This window comes from Prevotella sp. P6B1 (assembly GCF_000702825.1).
GTDB lineage: Bacteria > Bacteroidota > Bacteroidia > Bacteroidales > Bacteroidaceae > Prevotella.
The window spans coordinates 721,110-743,217 of sequence record NZ_JNKF01000010.1 but is presented as its reverse complement, the minus strand read 5'-3'; the positions used below and the strand labels follow the sequence as shown (position 1 = coordinate 743,217).

Annotated in this window: 11 protein-coding genes; 3 read left to right on the top strand and 8 right to left on the bottom strand. The window is 50.9% G+C overall.

The window, feature by feature from the left end; genetic code table 11:
• Window positions 1-14: 14 nt before the first annotated feature.
• Window positions 15-1,313: an ABC transporter substrate-binding protein gene (locus tag T495_RS0103815; RefSeq protein ID WP_033147622.1), complete on the top strand. Its 1,299-nt coding sequence runs from the start codon at window positions 15-17 to the stop codon at window positions 1,311-1,313.
• On the opposite strand, the gene xyl3A is transcribed toward T495_RS0103815, so the two are convergent.
• From xyl3A to xyn10D/fae1, 3 genes are all read right to left on the bottom strand, one after another.
• Window positions 1,303-3,882, bottom strand: a complete 2,580-nt coding sequence (gene xyl3A / locus T495_RS0103810; protein ID WP_081831999.1) for a xylan 1,4-beta-xylosidase — start codon at window positions 3,880-3,882, stop codon at window positions 1,303-1,305. The genes T495_RS0103815 and xyl3A overlap by 11 nt on opposite strands.
• A gap of 19 nt (window positions 3,883-3,901) precedes the next feature.
• Complete coding sequence (locus T495_RS0103805; RefSeq protein WP_033147621.1) at window positions 3,902-6,379, bottom strand: glycoside hydrolase N-terminal domain-containing protein; 2,478 nt, start codon at window positions 6,377-6,379, stop codon at window positions 3,902-3,904.
• 295 nt (window positions 6,380-6,674) lie between these two features.
• A complete protein-coding gene (gene xyn10D/fae1, locus T495_RS0103800) occupies window positions 6,675-8,870 on the bottom strand; it encodes a bifunctional endo-1,4-beta-xylanase/feruloyl esterase (RefSeq protein ID WP_028902293.1) in 2,196 nt (731 codons plus the stop codon).
• Between the two features lie 225 nt (window positions 8,871-9,095).
• Here xyn10D/fae1 and T495_RS0103795 point away from each other — a divergent pair, with 225 nt between their 5' ends.
• Window positions 9,096-9,884: a hypothetical protein gene (locus T495_RS0103795; RefSeq protein WP_028902292.1), complete on the top strand. Its 789-nt coding sequence runs from the start codon at window positions 9,096-9,098 to the stop codon at window positions 9,882-9,884.
• Between the two features lie 509 nt (window positions 9,885-10,393).
• On the opposite strand, the gene T495_RS0103790 is transcribed toward T495_RS0103795, so the two are convergent.
• Both T495_RS0103790 and T495_RS0103785 read right to left on the bottom strand, forming a co-directional pair.
• Window positions 10,394-12,421 carry a bifunctional carbohydrate acetyl esterase/feruloyl esterase gene (locus tag T495_RS0103790; protein ID WP_033147620.1) on the bottom strand — a complete coding sequence of 676 codons (2,028 nt, stop codon included), beginning with the start codon at window positions 12,419-12,421 and terminating at the stop codon, window positions 10,394-10,396.
• Window positions 12,422-12,444: 23 nt separating this feature from the next.
• Window positions 12,445-14,646 carry a cellulase family glycosylhydrolase gene (locus T495_RS0103785; protein ID WP_051651834.1) on the bottom strand — a complete coding sequence of 734 codons (2,202 nt, stop codon included), beginning with the start codon at window positions 14,644-14,646 and terminating at the stop codon, window positions 12,445-12,447.
• Window positions 14,647-14,832: 186 nt separating this feature from the next.
• Between T495_RS0103785 and T495_RS0103780 the strand changes: the two genes are divergently transcribed.
• A complete protein-coding gene (locus T495_RS0103780; RefSeq protein WP_033147619.1) occupies window positions 14,833-17,094 on the top strand; it encodes a SpoIIE family protein phosphatase in 2,262 nt (753 codons plus the stop codon).
• On the opposite strand, the gene T495_RS0103775 is transcribed toward T495_RS0103780, so the two are convergent.
• The 3 genes from T495_RS0103775 to T495_RS0103765 form a co-directional block, all read right to left on the bottom strand.
• Entirely contained in the window at window positions 17,078-18,568 is a 1,491-nt protein-coding gene (locus T495_RS0103775) for a hypothetical protein (RefSeq protein ID WP_369793221.1), read from the bottom strand. The genes T495_RS0103780 and T495_RS0103775 overlap by 17 nt on opposite strands.
• Entirely contained in the window at window positions 18,543-19,751 is a 1,209-nt protein-coding gene (locus T495_RS0103770; protein WP_033147618.1) for a DUF6057 family protein, read from the bottom strand. Before T495_RS0103770 ends, T495_RS0103775 begins: the two co-directional genes overlap by 26 nt.
• A 169-nt stretch (window positions 19,752-19,920) precedes the next feature.
• Complete coding sequence (locus T495_RS0103765; protein WP_033147617.1) at window positions 19,921-22,083, bottom strand: RagB/SusD family nutrient uptake outer membrane protein; 2,163 nt, start codon at window positions 22,081-22,083, stop codon at window positions 19,921-19,923.
• Window positions 22,084-22,108: the final 25 nt, after the last annotated feature.

Here is a 22,108-nt window from a genome sequence, read left to right as displayed (position 1 = left end):
AGTAGGAGGTCATAATGAGAAGAATAGCGACCATCGTTCTTGCCTTATGCTGCTTGCTGGGCCTGCAAGCCCAGAATAATCGCCAGGAGGTACTCAGGGTGTATAACTGGGGTGATTATATCGGCGAAGGGGTTATCGACATGTTCGAGAAATGGTACCAGGATGTCACTGGCCATCCCATCAAAGTGGAATATATAACCTATGACTATCCAGAGGACTGTTTCACACAGATCCTGTGCGGTCAGGCCCAGGTCGATGTCTTCTGTCCTCCCGAATATCTCGCCGAGCGTATGATGAAACACAAGATGCTGCATCGCATCGACACCAGCTTTGTAGAGAAGGGTATCCCCAACTGGATGAATGGCACCTCGCCCTTCATCGACGATCTCTTGCAGCATATCGGCGAGGCCCAGGGCATTGTCGCCAAGGACTACACCATAGGCTATCTGTGGGGCAACACCGGCGTGCTCATCAACACCAAATACGTAAACCCCGAGGATGTCTATAGCTGGAAATTCCTGTTCGACCCCAAATTCCGCGGTAAGGTCATCATGAAGGACTCGTTCAGCGACATCTATAATATCTTCATCAACTACGCCTTCTACGACGATATCAAGGCTGGTACCACCAACCGCAACCTGTTGGCAGCCTATCTGACCAACCGCAACATCGCCATCGTAGAAGACCTGCTGAAGCAAGCCCGACCACAGATGAAGAGCTTTGCCGTAGAAGACGACAAACGTCAGATGCAGGATGGCAAGGAATGGATGACCTTGACCTGGAACGGTGATGCCAAGTGGGCCATCGACGAGGCCGACGACAAGCTGCAGCTGCAGTATATCGTACCGATAGAAGGCAGCGACTGCTGGGCCGACTGCTGGGTCATCCCCACCAGTTGCCAGAATGTGCAGGCCGCCAGCTATTGGCTGAACTTCATGTGCCGTCCCGACATTGCCCTGCTCTGCATGGCAGAGACCGGCTACAGCTCGGCCATTGCCACACCAGAGATTCTGGAGGCCGTCACCGACAACAGCCTCCAGCACACCATCGACCTCAGCTATTTTTTCGGTCCTGAGGCCACAGCGGTCCATGTGGACAGCATCATGTATCCGGATAAGGATGTCATCAGCCGATGCAGTTTCCTCCGCGACAGCGGCGACCGTCAGGAGGTGTTACGCGAGATATGGGAAAAGGTGAAGGATACGTCTGTTGACAATTTCTGGAGTTATGCCACAATAGTCGGTATAGCACTCCTATTGATTATAGCAGCCATCTTATTGATTCATAGAAAAATGACCACCACTAAAAAGTGATGGTCATTTTTTTCAGGTCTTGATCCAGCGAGCTGGTACCGTAGAGTATCTCATACTGTCCGGGCTTGGTTCGCATGGTATTGGTCTCTGCATCCCAGAACTCAAAGCTCTTCGGTGTCAGTGTCAGCTTGGCTGTTGCTGTCTGACCGGCTTTTACTTCTACACGCTGGAAGGCGCGCAGCGACTTCAGCGGACCATCCTGGTCGCTCAGGTCGCGGATATACAGCTGTACCACCTCTGTACCGTTCTTCTTACCGGTATTGGTCACGGGGATAGTCACCTCGTAGTTCCCTTTCTCACCAGTCAACTGGGCCTCGCCCACCTCGAAGGCGGTATAGCTCAGACCATAGCCGAAGGCAAAAAGCGGATCATTGAAATAACGATAGGTACGCCCCTTCATCGAGTAGTCCTCATAGTCGGGCAGCTGCTGGGTATTCTTATAGAAGGTAACAGAAAGCTTGCCTGAGGGGTTGTAATCGCCAAAGAGCACGTCGGCAACGGCTGTACCACCCTCCTGACCGGCATACCAGGCCTGCACGATGGCATCGCAGCTCTCGGTCTCCGGCTGCAATGCAACTGCCGAACCCGAACAGTTCACAAAGATCACCTGCTTGCCGGCAGCCTTCAGCGCCTTCAGGAACTCACGCTGCACCTTCGGCAACTCGATATTGGTACGGTCGCCGCCCTTGAAGCCCTCGATATTGACAGGCATCTCCTCACCTTCCAGGCTGGGTGCGATACCACCGCAGAAGATCACCTTGTTGATCCCCTTCAGCTGAGCGATGGTCTGCTGGTAGTCGATAGGCAGTTCACGGGCCACGTCAATCTTCATCGAGGCGCCCCAGGTCTTCACGGTCTGGAAGCGTACCTCAATCTTAAATGCCTGTCCCTTCTCGGCCTTCAGCACGGTACGGGTAGGTGTGGCACGCCAGATATGATGTGTGAACTTCTTCTCGCCGTTGACATAGAGTTCGAAATGACCGGTACTCTCCACGTTCACCACATATTCGCCAGCCTCCTTGGGGGTAAAGGTGGTCTCGTATTTAGCCGAGAAATCCTCGATAGGCAGGTTGGGTGCAAACACATGCATACCGGCAGTGGTCACATTCACAGGCTTGGTATAGTATTCGGTTGTAAAGGGTTTACCCTTCATTTCGGTATTGTTCCAGAAGGTACCCTTCAGTCCCTTCTTACCGTCGGGTGCGGTACACTCCGAGGCGATATGGCACTCCATCACGCGGTCGTTGGTCAGGTCACAACCCGGCAGGTACAGCAGTTTCTTCTGCTTACCCTTGATACCATCGAGAATGGTGACGGTATGGTTTGGTGTTCCGTTATAGTTACCCCACATCATCGGTTCGTTATGGGCATTAGGACCTATCACGGCAATCTTCTCGGCATTCCTCTTCAGCGGCAGGATACCATCCTTGTTCTGCAACAGCACGATGGTCTGACGCGCCATATCGAGCGCTACCTGTGCCGAAGCCTTGGTCGACATGGCAGAATAAGGAATCTTCGACCACTCTACCAGTGCAGGATCATCCATCTCACCCAGGTCGAAACGACCTTCGAGCAGACGGATCACGTGCTTATCAACCTCAGCCTCTGTAATCAAACCACGACGTACAGCCTCGGGAATACTACGATAGGCATAGCCATAGCCGCACTCCACATCCGTTCCTGCCAGGGTAGCCTTGGCCGAAGCGGTCACCGGCGACGAGCTGCTCTTATGCGAGGTATAGAAGTCACTCACAGCACCGCAGTCGCTCACCACGAGGTACTTGAATCCCCACTCATCGCGGAGAATCTGCTGCAGCAAACGGTTAGAGCCGCAACAAGGGTCATCGTCCAGGCGCTGGTAGGCACACATCACCTCACGCACATTGGCATCCTGCACCAGGGTTTTGAAGGCAGGCATATAGGTCTCCCAGAAATCACGGACAGGCACATCGGTCAGATTGGCCGAGTGACGGGTATATTCCGGTCCGCTATGCACGGCATAGTGCTTGGCACAGGCCCAGAGCTTACGGTACTTCGCATCCTCAGGTCCCTGCAGACCTCTGACCACCTGCACACCCATCACACTGGTGAGATAGGGGTCCTCGCCATAGGTTTCCTGTCCACGGCCCCAACGGGGGTCACGGAAGATGTTCACGTTCGGTGTCCATACCGAGAGGCTACGCATCTTCATGTCCTCACCTTTCAGGTCGTACATACGGTGGTTGTACTGGGCACGGAACTCGGTACTGGCAATGTCGAACACCTTGTACAGCAGGTCGGGGTTAAACGAGGCAGCCATCCCCACCGGCTCAGGGAAATTAGTCACATTTCCCATGTTAGCGGCACCATGCAGTGCCTCACTCCACCAGAAGAACTTCTTGATACCCAGACGGGGGATAGCCGGACTCTCGTCGAGCATCAGCTGGGCTTTTTCTTCAAGGGTCAGTCTGCCGCATAGATCTACGGCTCTCTCCTTAGCAGAAAGGTTAGGATTCTGATAAGGCCATGTCTGTGCCGAGGCCGAAACGCCTGCACAGAACATCATTGTTAGGAATAGTTGATACTTCATTGATATGTATATTAATTGGTCAATTCTCGCTGTACACCTTATATATATTACCAGGCGCGGTATGGATGTCATACTCATACACCTGCTTGACAGGCCGCAGCTGGAAGTCCTTCAGTTCTGGCGACTTCAACGGCTCACGGATCACAGCCGACCTCAACAGGTCGTTATCGCACGCTCCTTGGGCTGGTGTCAGTCCAACTCCCTTCAGAGGCACGTAAGAACGCAGTCGCAGGGTGCCGCCGATCTTCGAGACGATGGTAGCCTCTGTGAGTGTGCCCTGCGCCCATTTCATGTCAACCGTAAAGGCGCCTCGGGCCTGCAGGCCTTTCACCTCTCCTTCCTTCCAGGCGTCGGGCAATGCCGGCAACAGATGTACAGCACCGTCGTGGCTCTGCAGCAACATCTCACAGATACCAGCCGAGCAACCGAAGTTACCGTCAATCTGGAAAGGCGGATGGGCATCAAACAGGTTGGGATAGGTACGTCCATCAGGGAATTCGCCGGCCTTGCTGTCATCGGGCAGCAGATGGAGCATATTCTTGATAATCTGGAAGGCATGGTTGCCATCGAGCATACGCGCCCAGAAATTGATTTTCCATCCTAAGCTCCAGCCCGTAGCCATGTCGCCACGCTGGTTCAGCGTGTTGGCAGCTGCGGTAAAGAGTTCCGGATGTGTAAAAGGTGAAATCTGATTCGAAGGATAGAGTCCATACAGATGTGAGATATGACGATGCTCGTCCTTGGGGTCATCAGCATCAATCAGCCACTCCTGCAACTGTCCATGCTTACCTATCTGCATCGGTGCCAACTTTTCAATAGCGCGTCCGAGCATGGTGGTATAGACCACATTCTGGTAGCCTAAGATCTGATGAGCTCTCAGCGTGCTGGTCAGCACATCAAACACAATCTGGTTGTCCATGGTCGAGCCAGCCGTCACTGTGGTTCCCTTACCCATCGGTCCATGTTCCGGCGACACCGTAGGCACGGTAACCAACCAGCCTGCAGCCTGTTTCACCTCACCGTTCTTCGGGTATTCCTGCAGATACGACAACAGGAAATCAGCAGCACCTTTCATCACTGGGAAGAAAGCCTCTAAGAAACGTTTGTCGCCAGTAAACAGATAGTGCTGCCACAGATGGGTGGTCAGCCAGGCGCCTCCCGTTGGGAACATGCCCCATGTGGTACCATCCACAGGTCCGGCAATACGCCAGAGGTCGGTATTATGGTGTGCCACCCATCCCGGACAATCATACATGGTCCTGGCAGTCTTGGCACCCGTCACACTCAGATCACGGATCATCGAGAACAGAGGCTCCTGGGTCTCTGCCAGATTACCCACTAATGCCGGCCAGTAGTTCATCTCGGTATTGATATTAATGGTATATTTCGAATCCCATGGGGCATTCTGCTTGTCGTTCCACACGCCCTGCAGATTGGCAGGCTGTCCACCAGGCTGCGACGACGAGATCAGCAGATAGCGGCCATACTGCATCATGAGCGACACCATGTCGAGGTCGCTACCGTCGAACGCAGCCAGACGCTTGTCGGTCTCCATCTCTGATTGAGCCGACTGGGGGAACGACAGCGATACACGGTTGTACTGTTCCTGATATCTCTGCAGATGACGCTTCAGCAGCTGTCGGTAGCTCTTGCCATGAAGCGACTGCATCGTGAGATTGTTCTTATAGATGGGATCGCCACTGATATCCTTATAATTCACGTAGTTGGTAGCTGCCGTGATCAGAATGGTGGCAGTAGTAGCCCTACGCACCTGCATGGTATTATCGGTATCCACCACGCTACCATCCGCCAGCACTTTTACACGCACCTCAGCTTTCAGTTTGCCAGGAATACCCTCGTGGTCAACATTCTGAATCAGGTAGGCATGCTCGTTCTTGGCCACAGCGCCACCTTCTGCCACCTGATTGTCGCGGGTATATGACACCTCGAAGTTCAAGGTCTTTTTCTTGTCAGCCGTCACACGGATGATGATGGCATTATCGGCCTGCGAGGCAAAGACCGTACGCTCATACTTCACCCCATCCACCTCATAGGTCGTGGTGTTCAGCGCATCGGCCAGACTCAGCTCACGACGATAGTTAGTTGGTGCAGCCTGCCCCTGAAAATCGAATACCAGCTTCAGTCCCCCCATGGGCAGGTATTTCTGCCCGTGAGGCCCTTTAAAGAAAGTACGCTCTATCACGTTATGCGCCTCTTTCTCCTTACCTTCGAAAATCAGCTTGCGCACCTCCTGAAGCCTGTTCTTCGCCGCAGGACTGTTGTTGTTGTGCGGCGAGCCACTCCAGAAGGTCTCTTCGTTCAACTGTATCTGCTCTACATCAGTACCGCCAAAGACCATGGCGCCTAAGTGAGAATTACCCACAGGCAGGGCCTCGAGCCAGTGACTGGCAGGCTTGCTATACCACAACTTATGTTGCTGAGCACTCGCTACGATTGCAAGACAAAATGCAATCAAAATGGTTACTAATCGTTTCATTCTGTTACTATAGGTTTGTTTTTGGGCACAAAGATACAAATAAGTAAGTAGAATACCAAATATTATTTCACTTTTTATATTTTAAAGAAAAACCCTGGGACAAGAAACGCTTTTCTTGGGTCCCAGGGAAGGAAAAACTACTAACTACTAATATAACTAAAACAATTTTAACCGATTCTTCTTTTATCTGGGTGCAAAGTTAGTGCAATTTTGCGAAAGTCACTTATTGTTATGTTACAATTACTTTCTTATTTGTTTCAACCTTATAAAAACTGCACTTTTTTAGCACTTTTTCCTATTTAAAGAGGCTCTGTGCCATCTTTTCCAGGCAACGGCGCCAGGTCAGGAACTCGTGTGCTGTGCCCTCAGAAACCAGACCTTCGGCTTTGAATCCGGCAGCCTTCAGTGCCTCAACGCTCTTGTTGATACCCTCTGGGTTCTCCTTGTCGCCACATCCTTCGAAGATATACTTCACAGCCTTGGGGTCCTTGATCTCCTCGGGCATATAGGTACCGCCACTCAGCAGTCCCCAGTAACCGAACATCTCAGGACGGCGCAGAGTGATGAGCTTAGTTTCCATACCACCCATCGACAATCCGGCCATAGCACGATTCCACTTGTCGGCCTTGGTCAGGAAATTCTTATCGATAGTAGGAATCAGCTCGTCGATGAGCACCTTCTCAAACTCCTCTGCAGTAAACTTACCGATGGTACCGAACTTAAAGTCGTTGGTCAGTCCATAGGCCATTACCACGATGAATGGCTTGATTTTACCGTCGGCAATCAGGTTATCCATGATGAGTCCTGCCTTACCCTGTACAGGCCAGCTGGTTTCGTTCTCACCCCAACCATGTTGCAGATACAGAACTGGATAACGCTCCTGTGTCATCTTACCATTCTTACCTTTTACCAACTTGCCGTAACCGTAAGGCAGATAAACATTGGCAGTCTGCATCTTACCTGTGCTCTCGCTCCAGAAGGTTACCTGCTGGATGTTACCATGGTTGATATCCTTGCGATAAGCATAGAAGTCCTGATCCTTGGCAGGAATCTCGATACCACTCTCCCAACGGCAAGAACCGAAGTAATTGTGTGTGCCGGGATCGTTAAACACGCCACCATCGATAGTCAAGTGATAGTAGTGGAATCCAGGATCCATCGGACCCTCAGTAGTACCGGTCCAAACACCATCCTTATCCTTGCGCAGTACGGTACCGCCACGGCCACCAAGACCCAGGCTGACGATGACCGACTTGGCATCGGGAGCCACCACACGGAAACGGGCATACCCCTCTGAGTTCACCATAGGATACTGCTGTCCAGGCTGATTCATGGGGTTGGGCACGAAGTCCTCTTTGGGCTTGCGGTTATCCATAGCGGCATCAAAGTCGCGGATAATCTGCAGCGAGCGCTTAGCCTTGAAGTTCTCGTCGAAAGGCAGTGGGTGGTTGTTCACACCCAGCCAAGAATCCTTATCACTCAGGTTCCAGAAGGTCACGTTCTTAATCACATCCTTGTGCTTGCGGAAGATCTTGAACAAACGGGCATACTGATCCTCCTGCAGTGTCTGCATATAAGCTGGCTGTGGTTTAGCCTCGCCACGCGAGAACATCAGCTGACCACCGCTCTCAGTATTGGTACGCAGATCCAACTCTGTAATATGGATAGTGTTTACAATCTCGCTGAAACGGTTGATAGCCTTTTCCAGCTGCTCCTCATCAGGGAAGTAGATATTGTAGTGGCCCTGCATGCCGATACCATCAATGGGCACACCAGCCTCCTTCATCTTCTTCACCATATTATATATACGCTCACGCTTGCCATTGTCGATGGTGCTGTAGTCATTGTAAATCAGCACACCTGTTGGGTCGGCCTCGCGTGCAAACTCAAAAGCCTTAGCAATAAACTCGTCGCCACACAGCTTAAAGTGACGGCTCTGACGATAAGGACTGGCTGGAACCATCTTGCCATCAACAAACTCGAATGGACGACCATCATCGGCCATAGCCTCATTAACTACGTCCCAAGCATAAACCACATCCTTATAGCGGTTAACCACGGTGTGGATATGCTCGCGCAGGCGCTGGTAGAATACCTCTTTCTTGACGGGCTTACCCTTCTTGTCGGTAAACATCCAGTCGGCAAACTGTGAGTGCCAGCACAGACAGTGACCACGCATCTTGATACCGTTTTCACGACAGAAGTTGGCGATGCTGTCGGCTAAGCCAAAGTTCCATACACCCTCTTTGGGATGAATCTCGCCTGGCTTCCAAGCATTCTCGGCAGTCACGCTATTGAACTGCTTTTTGACAATGGCAGTCTGAGCAGGATCCGAGATGTTGAACTTGTTTACAGCCACACCGATAGTGAAATAGCCTTTATAGGCATCTTTCAGTCCGGGACCCTCGCTGTAATCCACGGGACGTCCCCACTGTGCCGATGCTGTCAGGCTACCGGCGATAAGCGATAACGCTAAGAATAGTTTTTTCATATTTGCTAATTCGTTTTCTGTTATTAATTATCGGCTGCAAAGTTACGACATTTTCCCTTACCACCCTATTTCAAGTGTATCACATACTTTATTATCTGTATCATATCTCCGCATCAAGCCGTCATGACCAAAGAAAAAGGTCTGTGAATATTTGGTGGATTGGAAAATAGTTCGTACTTTTGCAGATACGATTATTTACCTATCAATTATTAATCAACAATCAAAATGAAACAAAAAGTTTTTTTAGCAATTGCATCTATGATGCTTTTAGCTGTATCCTTCGTATCTTGTAGCAAGAGTGAACATGAGAACAAAGAAGAAGTAAAAGACTGGCGTCTGATTTCCATTCAGTACAGCAACTCATCCGGCAATAGCCATCAGGATGCCTTAAGTTACGACGCTGCCGGGAAAATAGTCAAGTGGGAGCAATATCAGAATGGCAATTGCTACACAAATAACTATTCTTATGCAAACAACAAGATAACCATAGATATCGGAACCTTCCAATACGAATGTACGCTTAATAACGGGCGTATAAGTCGACAAGAAAGAATGACTCGTGAGCCCGATATTAAAGACTACGAATATGATGCCAAAGGTTACCTATCAAGAAACTATCCTCTCTCGGTGGAATGCGAATGGAATAACGAGCTTCTAACGAAAATGGCATGGGGGGCTATATCTGAATACACCTATACCAATATCCCCAACAACATTCCTTTTATCATAACCCATAGCGATGCGATTCTGGAGTGGCAAGGCTATTATGGAAAAAGAACGAAATACCTGCCATCGAAAGAAACACGATACACTTATTACAGTTCTGCAGGAGGAAGTCCTACATCAGAAAAACCACTGGTATGCTATGAGTATGTCGACTACGAATACACGGTGTCTGAGGGATTGGTAAAGGAAGTGAAATGCACAACGCACACCACCAATGACTTAGGCGGACTCACCAAAATAGGCGTTTATACCGACAACTGGAAATTCGAATACGAGCCCATCCGTTAGCATCATTCCAAGGAATGGGGTCGGAGAAAATGATCAGATTCTCCGTCCTATGACTCTCCGACCCCGTGGCTCTTAGAGAAAAAATTGACACATTATTGATCGTTTTTTGGATATCGTAGGGGTGACTGAAAAACTGCGAGTTAATTCAAACGATAAAACGAGCTGGCTCATTTTATCAATCGAATTAACTCAGCATAAAAATCGACCTAATTTACTTAAGTCAGCAACTTTAATAAAAAGTTTTTACAACCGTTATGAATAAAAGGCCAAAGCCTTCAAACAGTACTTGTTTCTTCTCCAGCACATCACCTCCACGATTGTTGTGAATCGCATGCCGTCCATGTGGCGGACGCCATAGTCGTACCAGTCGAGACCATGTATGCGGTCAAGTTCCTTGCCGTTGTACTTGTAGCGCTGGGTGTCTCCGCTGGCGCTTTCAAGAAATGGGGTCGGAGAAAGCGATTACCTTCTCCGGCCCCTTCATAGTTTCTCACTTATAGAGGAGGGGACTATTTCTTGAACAGATGGGGGATGAACTCGTGGAGGCCGCGGCGCCAGGTGAGCCATTCGTGGGCGGTGCCCTTCGACTCGTTGGCTTCGACCTTTACACCTAACTCACGGAGCTGCTTGACGATGTCGGCACTCTTGATGAAGTCCTGCTCGCCCCAGTTCATATACATGTAATGGATCTGCTTGTTGAAGGTATCGGCATTGGCAAACACACCATCGTAGGCGGTCTTCACGTCGAGACCGAAGATAGCACCACTGAAAGTACCGAGCCAAGCGAACTTGTCGAGGTTGGTGAGCACCACGTCGAACGTCTGGTGACCACCCCACGACAGACCTGCCATGGCACGGTTCTCACGATCGCTCTTGGTACGGAAGGTCTTGTCGATATAAGGAATCAGATCGTTCAACAAGACGGGATAGAAGGAGGCACCATACTGCGAACGGCCCTGCTCGTTAGAGGCGCCACTGGCAAAGTTGAACGGAGCCTTGACATCGCCACTCTCCATGACCACAATCATCGGCACAGCCTCGCCCTTGGCAATGGCGTTGTCCATGATATGCTGCATGTGGCCCTGCTTGCTCCAACCGGTCTCGTCCTCGCCCATGCCATGCTGCAGGTAGAGCACAGGATAGCGTTTCTTGGCATTGGCCTTGAGCTCGTATTCGGCTGGGGTATAGACCATGGCATGACGCCACGTCTGCTGTTCGTTGCTATAATAATAGATGCTGCGCACCTGACCAGCGGGCACACCTTGCTGTGGACGGTAGTAGTCGCCCTCGGCAGCCTCTGGAATCTCGATACCACCTGCCTCGCGGTTACAACCGAAGAAGGTCTCGGTAGCAGGATCGATGAAGCGCACACCATTGATCTCCATGAAATAATAATGGAAACCGACAGGCAGTGGATCGGTCACCGCCATGAAGTTACCCTTACCGTCGGACTGCATATCGTATTTCTTATTGCAGATATCCACAATCACCTTGCGGGCCTCGGGGGCAGCAATGCTGAAGTAGGCACGGCCCTGCTTATCGACCTTGGGGAACTCATTGCCGGGCACAGTGGTCTCGGCGATGAAAGCATCGGCAGGCACCTCGATACGCTTGAGCATCTCAATATGCGGACGCTTGGGTTCGAAACCTAAGTTACGGGCTACAGCCTCGCCATAACGACAGCCCAACTCACGATAGCCGGCAGCATCGAAATGCAGACGGTCGGGACCATTGGTACAATCGTCGGAAGAGATGACCTGTGAGGTGTGGAGCGTCAGAGGCAGCTCGTCGATCTGCTTCTTACAGCCGATGCAGACACCCTTGCCGCCAGCCTGTACGATATTGCCGGCATAGAGGGGCACATCCTCGGGCTTGAGCTGCAGGTCGCCACAGAGGTTGTCGTACACCTGCTTCACCATACCAGCCCACTTAGGATCGCCGGTATTGGTCTCGCCCTGGTGCATCAGGATACCCTTGATGACGCCATCCTTCTGAGCCTTCTTGGCCAGAGTAACCAGGCGCTCGTAGGGGTTGTTGTCATAAGCTGCCAGCATGCCCTTCATCCAGTTGGGGGCTGTCTTGACATAGCTTTTGATGCTATCGGGCAGGAAGCCTTTGATGTCGATACCACCGATAGCGACATGGATGACACCAATCTTGATGTTCTCGGGCAGCGATGCCACGAGAGTACGACCGAACCAGTCGGCAGGTGTCAATCCGGTGTTTGGACGGCAGAGCGGAGCCGAAGCCTCGCACCACTCGCCCATCTTACGCCCTTTGTCGGGGAAATCGACAGCAGGCATCAGGAGGAAGCGGGGACCCGGACTGGCCAGATCCTGAGCCTCAGGACGGGCTGCACCTTCCATGTTCGACTGTCCGAAACAGAGGAAGATGTAGAAGTTCTCATCGACGGGCTTCACCTGTTCGGCGACAGCCTTCTTTTTGGGGGCGGCTTTTCGTTTCTGAGCCGACATGCTGGCAGGGAGCACCAACAGTGCAGAGGCCAGCAGGATGGTTTTGATTGTTGATTGTAACATAATACTTATGTGTTGATAAGGAGTTATTTCAAGATTTTCCTGCCGCCCACGACATAGATGCCGCGTGGCAGAGCGTCCCACTGCTGACGGGTACCTACCTTGACACCCTGCAGGGTATAGACGGTCTCGTTATCGACAGCTCGCTCAACGGTCTGGATGCCAGTGGTGTTACTACCTGCCTTCAGGAAGTCGAAATAGGCGGGAGTATCAAACTTAGCCGATGATGCATCGTGCAGATACTTACCTGTGTACATATTCTTCAGCGTAAAGCCTTGACCTGCTACATATTTGATTTCCCAGACAGCGCCATCAGCTGCGTCCTGACCATACTGTTCATTCAGTCCGAGAATGAAACTGCAGTCGCCATAAATAGAGTAGCCGTTCAGATAACCCGGACTACCATAAACACTATACTCACTGCCACTCAATGTCAGCAAGCGAAGCAGGTAGCAGCCACTACGACCGGAAATAGCCTCAGCCTTGAACATATAGCCATTGATAGACTTACCATTAACCACCTGAGTGGCAAGATCGCAACCCAGATTCTGCATCGTAGAACCATAGATCATCTTCACCGTCTCCTTATTCATGATGGCAAACGGCTGGGCAGTGATATCCGACAGACTGCTCAGACTGGTGAAATCACCCAGGTCGAGACCAGTAACCGTGACGGCAAACGACTTTTTCCACTCGGTGCCCTTGATATCGGTATAAGAGACGTTGAGCTGCGTCTCGCCACTGGCGAGTGCACAGAGCTGACCGTTCTTCACCGCAGCTACCGCAGGGTTATCGACCGTATAGGTTGCCACGCCCGAGATTTCCTTGGTATGTCCGTCGGCATAGAGTAACTGCAGCGACATCGGTATCTTGTCGCCAAGCATCAGGTCGAACGACTCTTGATCGGCCTTCAACGCCTGAACGGTATAGAAGTCGCCCGTCTCTGCCTCTTCGTCGTCATGAGGCCTGTTCATCTGATAATAGTCGGCATACCAGTCGAAGCAAGCCTTACCGCAGGCCTCTGGATTACCATCGAACGCAGGTGTTACTAACCCATAATTATAGAGAGCATCGAGATCCATGAAATCATGGGGATGCGTGAGGGTCATCGAGATATTGCCGAAATGATCCAGCACAGCCTTGAAAGCCTTACCCCATTTCGAGGTAGAGCCCGTGGCCCAGGTGCCCAGATTCTTATAGACGATATCGCCGAACTCATTACGTTTGATGCTGCCATCGCCATTGGTATCAGGCTCTTTCGGCTCCTTGATAGGACTCCAGTCCACCTCGCTGATCAATATCGGATTGGTATCTACAACGGGTACGGCATCATGGAAACTGGCAATCTTCTGATCAGGATCCGGATTATCGTCGCTACTGTTATACCAACCGGGATAGTCGTGCACGGCATAACCGATATTCTCGCCCTCGATAGGATGCTCTGCATAGCTACGGTAGTTTGACTGGTAGCCAGAGCCTGGAACCCAGATGATACCCGTAAAGCCATTCTCACGGATCTTGTCAACCACCGGCTGGAAGTAGTCGTGCAACGCCTTCGTATCGTCCTGATTGTTGGCGTTCCTGATATTCACAGGCTCATTAGCCAGCTCCAGACTGATCTGTCCGGGATGATCTTTCACAAACTGCTGACTCGAAACGATATCCCAAACCGTTATCAGATACTGCTGATAGTAGTCGCCTACCTTCAGATTGTGAGGACACACGCCGGGAGGGCGCATCACTACAAACAGACCATGATTCATGGCCTTGTCGGCCAGCTTCAGATATAAAGAGGTTAAGTACGTACGCAGACGGGTAGGATTGAATTTCGTGATATCGGCCTCGCCAGTCACACCTTGGGCCTGACCGTCAGAACCGGGATAAACATAAGAACTATTGGGGTCATTGGTCCAGGCTGGGTCCAGATGCAAGCGGAAGATATTGCATTTGGCCTCTTCCATGCCAGCGAACAGCGTTTCAAAATATGGCAGGCATCTCGTTGCGCCAGTAGCGTTATAATTGGTAGGATTCTCCGTCCAGGGCGATCCCCAGCGCCAACCATTAAAATACATGTTGGGCGTGTCCATCACACCGTGGAGCACCACTTGGTTACCATGTTTGTCAACAAGCCATTTTCCTTCAGTGTGGAGCGAGGGCAATGGCTTGACTCCCAGAGCTCCTGCGCCAAGTGCGCACAGAATTGTAATTAGAGTAAATATACGTCTCATGAATGTTTCAGTTTATCAGGGTGCAAAATTACACACTTTCCACCAAACAGCCTTTTTCGCAAGTTACATTTACTTTTGATGACGTATCATACCAACCCTACATACACTTTTTTACCTTGTTTTTGAGTTTATTTAAAATTCTTTTGTATCTTTGCATCCAGAAACATCAATTTCTTGAAACCGAATATGAGACAGACAAAACATTGGATATTCCTGACAATGATCATCGCACTGCTACTGACAGCCTGCGGAGAGGAACAACAGAAAGGTCAGATCAGCGAGGCCGACAAGTTGATTGAAGCCACCCAGAAGACCAGAAAATACACAGAACTGCTGCAAGTGGTTGACAGTCTGGAGACCATCGGCAGCATCACCTCCACCAAAGCATGCTACTGGCGAGGCTATGCCTACGACAAGATGAAACACCAGCGTCTGGCAGAGTACTACTGGAAGGCATCGCTCAACGCGGCTGCCGAATCGACCGATCCCGACGAGATGACCTACTACGCCAGATCGGCAAGCCGACTGGCCAACATGCTCTCCGTGAGAGGTAACTACGAGGAAGGTCTGAACATCAGCATACCGGTTGTGCAGAAACTGGAATCGCTGGATTGCGACAGCACCAGCGACTATCTGAATATCCTGATCTATATAGGCTGTTGCCAGGAAGGCTTAGGCACCAACGAAGGCAATGCCGAAGGATTCAACAAAGCCTACCAGCGACACATGGAGAATATTGAGACCTACCACAACGACCTGGTCTATAAAGACGGTATCACCGGTCTGATCAATATCACCTATAACTATATCTACGCCAAGAAATGGCAGGAGGCACTGAACTGGATCACCCGTTTCGGACAGGTGCTGAGCGAATACGAGCAGCGCCTCGACGCCGATGCCGACTATATCGACCGTCAGCTGGCCCGCTATGATATCTACCAGGCCATCGCCCTCGAAGGATTAGGCCGTAGCGAAGAAGCTGCCAAGGCTTATGAGAAGTTCCTGACCACTCAGTTCAGCAACACTCCGAAAGGCCGCATCGATGCCAACGACTATCTGACGGCTGCCCACCGGTGGGACGAGGCTGCCGAGAACTACAGCAGTCTGAATGCCATGATGGGCGAGACACCCCAGAACTACTCACTCGAGAATATCGAGAGTCTGGTGCTGAAGAAATACCGCACCAACCTGTTGGCAGGTCGGCGCGACTCAGCCATCCAGGTAGCCATGGATATCAGCAACGCCTTAGGACAGGCCATCACCAAGTCGAAGAACATCGAGAAAGAGGAGTTGGCGGTGATTGTGGATAACGTGGAGAAGATGACTGAGCAGGAGGCCCAGAAAAACCGCAAATACCAAACACTGATTGTCATCGGCTTTGTATGTCTGATACTCTGTATGACCGCGTTTATGGTAGTCCGTCACCGTAAAGCCAAACAGATGGAAGCCCAATACGAGGATCTGCGATACGACTACGACCGCTTGGAGGCCGACACCATCGTGAAAGAGCGCGAGGACTCGGAACTGCGCATCGGCCAGAATATCCAGCAGGTGATGCCACCCTGCCTGATGCCCAAGCACAAGCACTTCGATATGTGGAGCGCCGTCAAGCTCGGACAGATACAGGGCGGTGGCGTGATGGACTTCTGTCTGCGCAACGGCAAGCTGTTCTTCTGCGTTGGTGAGGCAACCGTTGAGGGCGTAAAGGCCTCACTACTCACCACGCTGGTCAAAGCCCAGTTCCGCACGGCTGCTGCCTTCGAGCCCAGACCCGAGAAAATTATGATGGCCATCAACAACGCACTGGCCAAGAACGAAGAACAAGGTGTTGGCGTACGCCTGTTTGTGGGTGTGCTCGACATCAATAACGGCATCCTCTACTTCTGTAACGCCAACCACAGCGCGCCGCTGTTGGTGAGCAACGAGCTGCACCATCTGCCGGTGGAGCAGAACGTGCCCATTGGCGAGCGCCCCAACTGGGAGTTCGAGGCGCAGGAGACCACACTGTTACCAGGTACGATGCTCTTCCTCAATACCGATGGACTCATCAAAGTGAAGAATGCAGAACACCGCGTCTTCAACGAGAAACGCATGCTGGGCTCTGCCCTGCAGGCCATGAAACTGGATCCACGCCCCAAACCTTTCATCGACAATATGCTTGATGCCGTACAGCACTTTGCCGGCGATTATGAGCAGCGCGACGACATGTCGCTGCTGGCCATCCGGTATAAGGGCGGCGCGAAACTGGAACAGAAGGCTGGCGAAGAGCCCGAGCCAGAGACGGAGGTTGAACCCGAGGTACAGCCCGTGGTTGAGCCACAGCAGCCAGAGCCTGAGGTGTTTGAAGCCCCACAGCCCATAGAGGAACCTAAGGTGTACGACGAGCCCGAGTTCTACGACGAACCCGAGATAACCATTGAAGATGCGGAGGCTACTGAAATCTTGTAGCCACCCGCTCCTGGCCGTTCAGCTTCCTGGCCGTTTGATAACTGTCGTAGTCAACCGGCTTGGAAGTAAAGTCAGGGATATTAAACGAGTATAACATATTCTGATAGAACTGCTTCGGATCACGCTGAGGCAGCAGGAACGGTTTGGTAGCCTTACCCGTCGTATCGATCGATGCCAGGTAGATCTGGGTATAGAGCCCATTCTCCCGACGGCTGGTGAACAAGAACCAACCACTGTTCACGCTCCAGTTATGCCAGCTCTCCGCCCTGTCACTGTTCACCTCTGTCATCGGCCGCGACACGCCCGTCTGCAAATCGAGCAGCCATAAGTCGGCCTCGGGATGCCATATCGTAAAGTAGCCATAATCCGTCTGGGTGTACATCAGGTAACGCCCATCGTACGAAGGACGGGGCCACGACACACTCTTACCCGTGGCATCGGCACTGACCAGCGTATCCACCTGAGTGCCTAAGGTACCAGTCTGCGCATCGAAGCTAATACGGCACAGACTATATTTCTCCTGATCATAATCGGTAGGATAGACCTGACGTTTGGCAGTGGTGAAATAGAGCCACTTGCCATCGGGCGAGAAGGCAGGCGTGTTCTCCGCCCAGTATTTCTTCATGATGATGGTATCGCCCAGCATAGTATGCGTCTCGGTATCATAGACAAACACATCCGACGCGGCATCATAGACCTCAATACGCTTGTTCTTCATATTGGTATGGAACATCTGCGAGGTCTTATTGGTTGAGAACGCACAATAGCGGCCGCCCGGGTGCCAATAGGGATAAACCATCGAGCCACCCAACGAATCGTTCTTGGCTTTGAGTAGTTCGATACGCTCCTTACCCACCACCGTAGCACCATGGCTGCCACGCACATGGAACACAAACTGATCAGGATTGGTACGGTTGGCGGTATGACAGTTCAGGCACTGGTCGGGCGTCTGGGTATTCACTATCAGCGGCTCCTCATCGAAGTTGCTCAGGTTGCGCTGATAGAGTCCCATCCGGCTGTACATCTCATAGCTGGGCGGAATACGGCGATAGGTGATACCCCAGGCTTCTAATGCCTGCTCACTGACGGTCATGGTAAACGGCTGATAGCCAGTCCACTGGCCATCCTTCAGCGCACAGACAGTAAACGTCAGCGTCCCACCCTTATTCTGCGCCAACAGCTGGTGCCACGCATCGATATCAAAGTCGGCCACATCGCCATTGGCATGCAGACGGCCTCCTTTCGAGCCTGTCACCTCCACGTCGATAGTCTCCACAGCATCGTCGGCCATCACAAAGTTCAGCGGCGCAATGTCCGTAGGAATCGTCACCCCCACATAGTCGGGATAGATATCAGGCATCTGGTTCACCTGCTTCACATCGGTTGGCAGACTGCTACAAGCTGCCAGACCGATAGCCAGCAACCAACATCCGACAGCCAACAGCTTCTTAATAGAAGAACATATCATTTCCATGCTCATAAATCTCTTTTAAACGGTGATAATACGGATGATGATCCAGCTGTTGCGGTTGCTCCGCCAGCACTCTCATCCTGCTCGCCCATCCCCGGTAGAAGGTGGTCTGTTCGAGAATGGCGATATACTTCAGTGCCACATCCGTCTGACCGGTGATCAGGTTGGTCTCAACCAGTCGGTGGAGCGCTCTTGCACTCTTATTATGATTAGGTATAGCTTCCATAGCCTCGAACGCCGCACGCTGGGCGATGTTCACCATCCCGACATGCATACACACCTCGCTCATCATGAAGGCCGAGGAGATACTACTGAGCGCCTTGGTAGAGAACTCGAAATGGCTGAGCATCTCCTGCTGGTCAATCTGCTGCAGCTGAAACATCGACAGCCCCACCGCATCGCGGATAGCCAACGACTCCGAGCCCTGCTCATGATAGCGGTTCACCACAGCCGACCAGCGCTGCTCACGCACCAGCATGTCGTACGTCATATCCTCGTAGGTGCCGAATTTCGTATCGTCGAGATAATAATCCACGCCTCGCGCCACCTGCTTCAGCGGATAAGGCACCACCCTGGCACTGCCCAGCACGCAAGCCACCAACCAGATGACCAATGCCATGGCGGGCACGATGTTACACCTCTTATATAATATAGGAATCAGCGTGAGCACGATGGCGGGACCGATCAGCCAATAGCCCACCGGCATCAGCACGGTGAGCACAGCCAACTGCGCCTTGCGGTTGAGCAACTGCACACCCACCGCCAGCGCCAATGCTAAAAGAACCGCTACAGTTAACGTCATCGGGAAACGGATATCCGTCCACAGATAAGTCAGCACCAACGACGGCACCAGACTCAACAGAGACAGATACCTATGCTTGGGCGAGCCTATCAACAGGAAGGAGAGCCAGGTGATGACGACAAACAACGCGCCATACCAAATGGCACCCGCCAGCGGGTTCAGGAAGAACTGCACCATCATCTCACCTAAGTACTGCGCCAGTCCACCGGGCACGGCAAGCCGTTCCATCAGATAGTCGGTATTCCACAGAAACAGCTGCGCCTGTTCGCGCGCCAAGAGTAAGAACGGCAGTCTGAGCAGGAAATAGCCTGATACCGCTATCCCCAGCACCGCCACGAGCAGCCATAGCCCGTTATGCTGTATATACGTCTTTGCCTTCATCATTTAGGTTAGAAAAAGATGCTGCAAAGTTACAATTTTATTCCAACATCACCAAAGAATTTACAAAAAAAGATGCCGCATCATCACGATGCAGCATCTCCGAAAATACCAAAACAATGTGTCTAATACTAACTACTATAACTAACTTATAAAATTTAGTCAATTAATTAAATTACTCATTGGTACCTGTGTAACCCTCATTCTGTACACAATCAGGATTCATCAGAATCTCATTTTCTGGAATTGGCATGAACATCTTATTCATATCGAAGTCGAAGTTACGTGCAGTACGCCATTCCTGAATAACAGAATTTCCTGATTCAGGCAAATTGTTCTTTGGATATACAGTATTTACATGATCCTCCAGGAAGCCTGACTTGTGCATGTCTGAACGCAGATAAGGCTCAGCAGAGAACTCCTTACGACGCTCAATGTTAACAGCAACTTTCCAAACTTCAGAGCTATAGCCGTACTCATTCTTGATCTTTGTATAGTACTCCTTAGCGTCAGGTACATTCACAGTCTCTGTATTGAATGGGAATGGATAACCGGCAAGGTCTACTGCATCGCCATGACCCTGGTCGCCATAGAAGTTAGCAATCTTCTGGTGATAAGCAATGTACTTAGACAGGTCCTTACCAACCTCAGTGTTACCGAAAGCACGCTCACGAATCTGTTTTACCAAAGCCCAACCTTCAGCCTCCTTACCAAGGCGGAAACAGCACTCAGCCTGATCAAGCAGAACGTTTGCATAACGCTTGAAGTAGATGTGATCTGGCAACCAGAGCATACCTGTAGACCAGTCGCAACCACGGCCGTTACGCCAGTGCTTAGTAGACCATACTGTAGGAGCTGGGTCTGTAGGAGTCCAGTGGAAACCACACCAGCCTACGAACTCCTGGTTGAATGGGTTGAATCCAATTGGGTGTGTTGGATCGTAGATTCCACATCCAGCCTCTTTATCAGCTTTGTAGTTGTTGTAGTATTTCTCGTAAGCATTATCAGAATATACATAATATGCTACATCACCATCTTCAGCCTTCTTTTTACCTACAATTTCACCATTTTTCTGCTTGAACAATGTATATGGCTTCACCTTAGGCTGACCCTTTTCGTCCAAATCATCAGGATCTGTCCACTTAATAGTATCACCCTTTTCATCATAGTATATATTAGAATAACCACGAATATACTTAATATTTGAATCGAGCCATTTCTGAGTTGGCTTTACACGCTGCTCCCATGTTGGGTGATCCTTGCGCATCTCGAATGGAACAGTAGCTGTAACCATTGAACCATCACGGCGCTTGTCATAAGCATTGCCATAAACGGGATCGTCAATGTAGTTCTCGAAAGAGTCATAGAGCTCCCAAGACATCTGGTAGGTACCCCATGCACCATTTGATGTAGGACCAAAGTAGAAACCAGTCCAACCATGTGCGCCGGCATGCTTTGAATTATCCCATGAACCATATTCATCACCACAGTTCAACAGGATCTGCCAGATACACTCCTTAGGCCATGCCTCGTCAGCGTCATACAGCGTGGTGAATGATGGATTCAACTCATACTCTCCACTCTTGATAATCTGCTGGAAAGCGTCGTATGCCATCTGGTAGCACTCCTGAGCAGTCTCAGGCACAGTGTAGGCTTTCCACATATAGGCGTCGCCGAGGAATGCAAGCGCCATACCCTTGGTACAACGGCCATACTGTCCCTGGAATGGTTTCCAATCAAGCAGTTCTGCTGCTTCTTTGAAATCCTTAATCACGAAGTCCCACATTTCAGTGAAAGACTCAGCTTTTGGCTTGGTAGGAGTATTAATATAGTTCTCACCTGTAATCAACAGGGGCACACGGCCGAATGTGTTAGCCAGACCAAAGAACTGGAATCCGCGGAGTGCCTTAGCCTCACCCTCGAGGTGGCGCTTTACGTCGTCAGAAACATTCTCTGAAGCCTCAAGACCTGCCAGGAAGTCGTTACAGCGTGAAGCACAAGTATATGACTGGGTCCAGAAGGTTTTAAGCTGTGCCTGTGAAGCAGTCCATTTCTGAACCATGAAGTCCTTATCCCAACCAGAAGCCTGAGAGTCCATTGTAGGATGACAGCCATTGAAGATCCAGTATTTATAGGGGTCGTCATTCGTACGGGGCAGGAGCTGGTCGTAACAACCGGTCATACCCTTGATAGCGTTTTCGTCATTTTCGAACATCGCATCTCCCTCAAGCAACGAATAGTGCGTTACATTGAGGAACTCATCGTTGTTACAGGATGTAAGGCCTAAGCCCATAGTACTGCACAACGCTGCACCTAAAATATAATATTTTGTTTTCATATTTATATTCTTATTTTTAATTATC